Origin of the sequence: uncultured Brevundimonas sp., from assembly GCF_937870815.1 — a bacterium.
Taxonomy (GTDB): domain Bacteria; phylum Pseudomonadota; class Alphaproteobacteria; order Caulobacterales; family Caulobacteraceae; genus Brevundimonas.
Genome location: NZ_CALMZS010000076.1, coordinates 1 through 2,219, shown reverse-complemented (window position 1 = coordinate 2,219; position 2,219 = coordinate 1). Strand labels below are relative to the sequence as shown.

2 protein-coding genes are annotated in these 2,219 nt (G+C 66.8%); both read left to right on the top strand.

All coding sequences use genetic code 11. The features are described from left to right. Window positions 1–155: 155 nt before the first annotated feature. Window positions 156–1,766, top strand: a complete 1,611-nt coding sequence (locus Q0588_RS04690; protein ID WP_298744186.1) for a tetratricopeptide repeat protein — start codon at window positions 156–158, stop codon at window positions 1,764–1,766. Window positions 1,767–1,947: 181 nt separating this feature from the next. Then, window positions 1,948–2,219: GTP-binding protein (locus tag Q0588_RS04685; RefSeq protein ID WP_298744184.1), on the top strand; the 272-nt coding region annotated here is incomplete at its 3' end.

Genomic DNA, 2,219 nt, shown 5'->3' with positions numbered 1-2,219 from the left:
TGAAGACCCGCGCCGCCAAGGGCAAGCTCGACGCCGTCGCCGCCGACAGGGCCGTGTGGATGCGGCTGGCGGCCTGACGGCCGAAGCGCCACGGCGCGAATGCAACCATGGACAGCATGAACCCCGCCCTCTAAATCAGCCGGGGGGACGGCTCGATGATATCCATCGTCAGAACAGTTCTGATCGCACTGACGGCGACGATGTTCGTATTCGTGACGCCCGCCCGGGCCGAGTGGCGGCGCGCGGAAAGTCCGAACTTTATCGTCTATTCGCAAGGCAGCGAGCGCGCGCTTCGGCGTTACGTCCGCAACCTCGAAATCTACGACTTCATCCTGCGCGCCCGAATGGGGCTGCCGCCCGCGACGGCCGGGCGCAAGTTGCCGATCTATCTGGTCAATGGGCGCCCAGGTCTGCTCCAGATCAATCCGGACAGCGGGGAGAATGTGGCCGGGACCTATTTCCCGGCGGGAGAAGACATCTTCGCCGCCGCCATCCAGGACAGGGAGCAGGACACTCTGCTCCACGAGTATTTCCACCACTTCAGCCTCCAGATCAGCACGACATCCGGCTATCCAGCCTGGCTGATCGAGGGGTTGGCCGAGTATTTCATGACGGCCGAAATCTCGGAGACCTGGGTCAGGGTCGGCGGCTACAACGAGGGCCGGGCCTACGAACTGTTCAGCTTCAGCTGGGTGCCGCTGGAGGATCTCGTGACCAAACGGATCAGCGAGGTGCGCGGGCCCTCGAGAGACAGCTACTACCCGGTGGCCTGGCTGATGACCCACTGGTTCATGAGCGACGACGCCCGGCGCCAGCAGCTGGCCGCCTACATCCGCGACGTGCAGCAGGGCGAGGACTCCGTCGCGGCCATGGAACGGGCCACCGGCTTGACCATGAACCAGATCCGCTTGCAGCTGCGCCGCTATCGCCGCCTGACCATCAATCGCTATATGGCAACCATTCCTGAGACCCCGATCACGGTCACACGACTGCCCGCCTCCGCCGACGACCTGCTGCTGCTCGGCCAACGTCTGAAAATCGGGGTTGCAGAAGACAAGCACACGGAGACCGCGGACCTCGTCCGTCGCCTCGCGGCGCGCCATCCCGACGACCCGTTCGCCATGCTCCAGCTGGGTCGCGCGGAACTGCATTTCGGAGACCCGGAAGCGGGCGAGGCGGTCCTGACACGCCTGCTGGAGCGAGAGCCTGACAATGTCGAGGCGCTGCAATTGATGGCGACGCGGCTTATGCGCCTTGCCGAAGAGCGGCCGGATGAAACGCTGTCGCTGATGCGGCGGGCCCGGAGCTATCTGGGCCGGGCCTATCGGGCCGATCCGGCGCAATTCCATACGCTGCATCTGCTGGCCGAGACGCGTCAGGTCGAGACCGATTACCCGACCGAGAACGACCTCGTGACCTGGGACCAGGCGTTCCGGTTCGCTCCGCAGCTCTCCTCCATCCGGCTTGGCTACGCCAACGCCCTGATGGATGCCGAGGAGTTCGACGAGGCCGTGGCCGTGTTGCAGCCACTGGCTAACGCCGCGCACGGCGGCCCCGCGGCCGAAATGGCGATGCAGATCATCGAGCGTGCCAGAAGCCGGCGGCCTCCCCCGAGCGCCGGGGACCTGGAGGGCGCGTCTGCGCAGTATGGCGACGAGGACGCGGACGAGGGCGTGGACGCCGGCGAGGACACGCCCCCGCCTGCCCCCCTAGACCAGCGCATTGGGCACCACGCATCGCGCCGTCGAGAATCACGGCGAAGCTGACGATCGGGCTGCCGGATGGGTGGCCTTCGTGATGCGGCTGGAAGGCTGCGCCCGATTGCGTGACCGCGTCGTCTCGCCCGTGGGGGCAAGGACTCGGCCCGCCCTTCGTCGCGAGGGGGTGTTCACATCGGGTGACATCGGGGCGCGCACGCGGTAACTCCCGCCGCCCAACGGATAGACCATGTCGAACCTCACTCTCGAACAGGAGGCCCTGCGCCGCAGGACCTTCGCCATCATCGCCCACCCCGACGCCGGCAAGACCACGCTGACCGAGCACATCCTGCTGGCCGGCGGAGCCATCCGCGCGGCCGGGGCGGTGCGGGCGCGCGGCGAGAACCGGCGCACCCGGTCCGACTGGATGAAGATCGAGAAGGAACGCGGCATCTCGGTCTCGGCCTCGGTGATGACCTTCGAGCACGACGGCAAGATGTTCAACCTGCTCGACACGCCCGG

Coding starts and splice junctions, on each gene's coding strand:
- Q0588_RS04690 (WP_298744186.1), top strand. CDS start 156: ATGATATCCATCGTCAGAACAGTTCTGATCGCACTGACGGCGACGATG.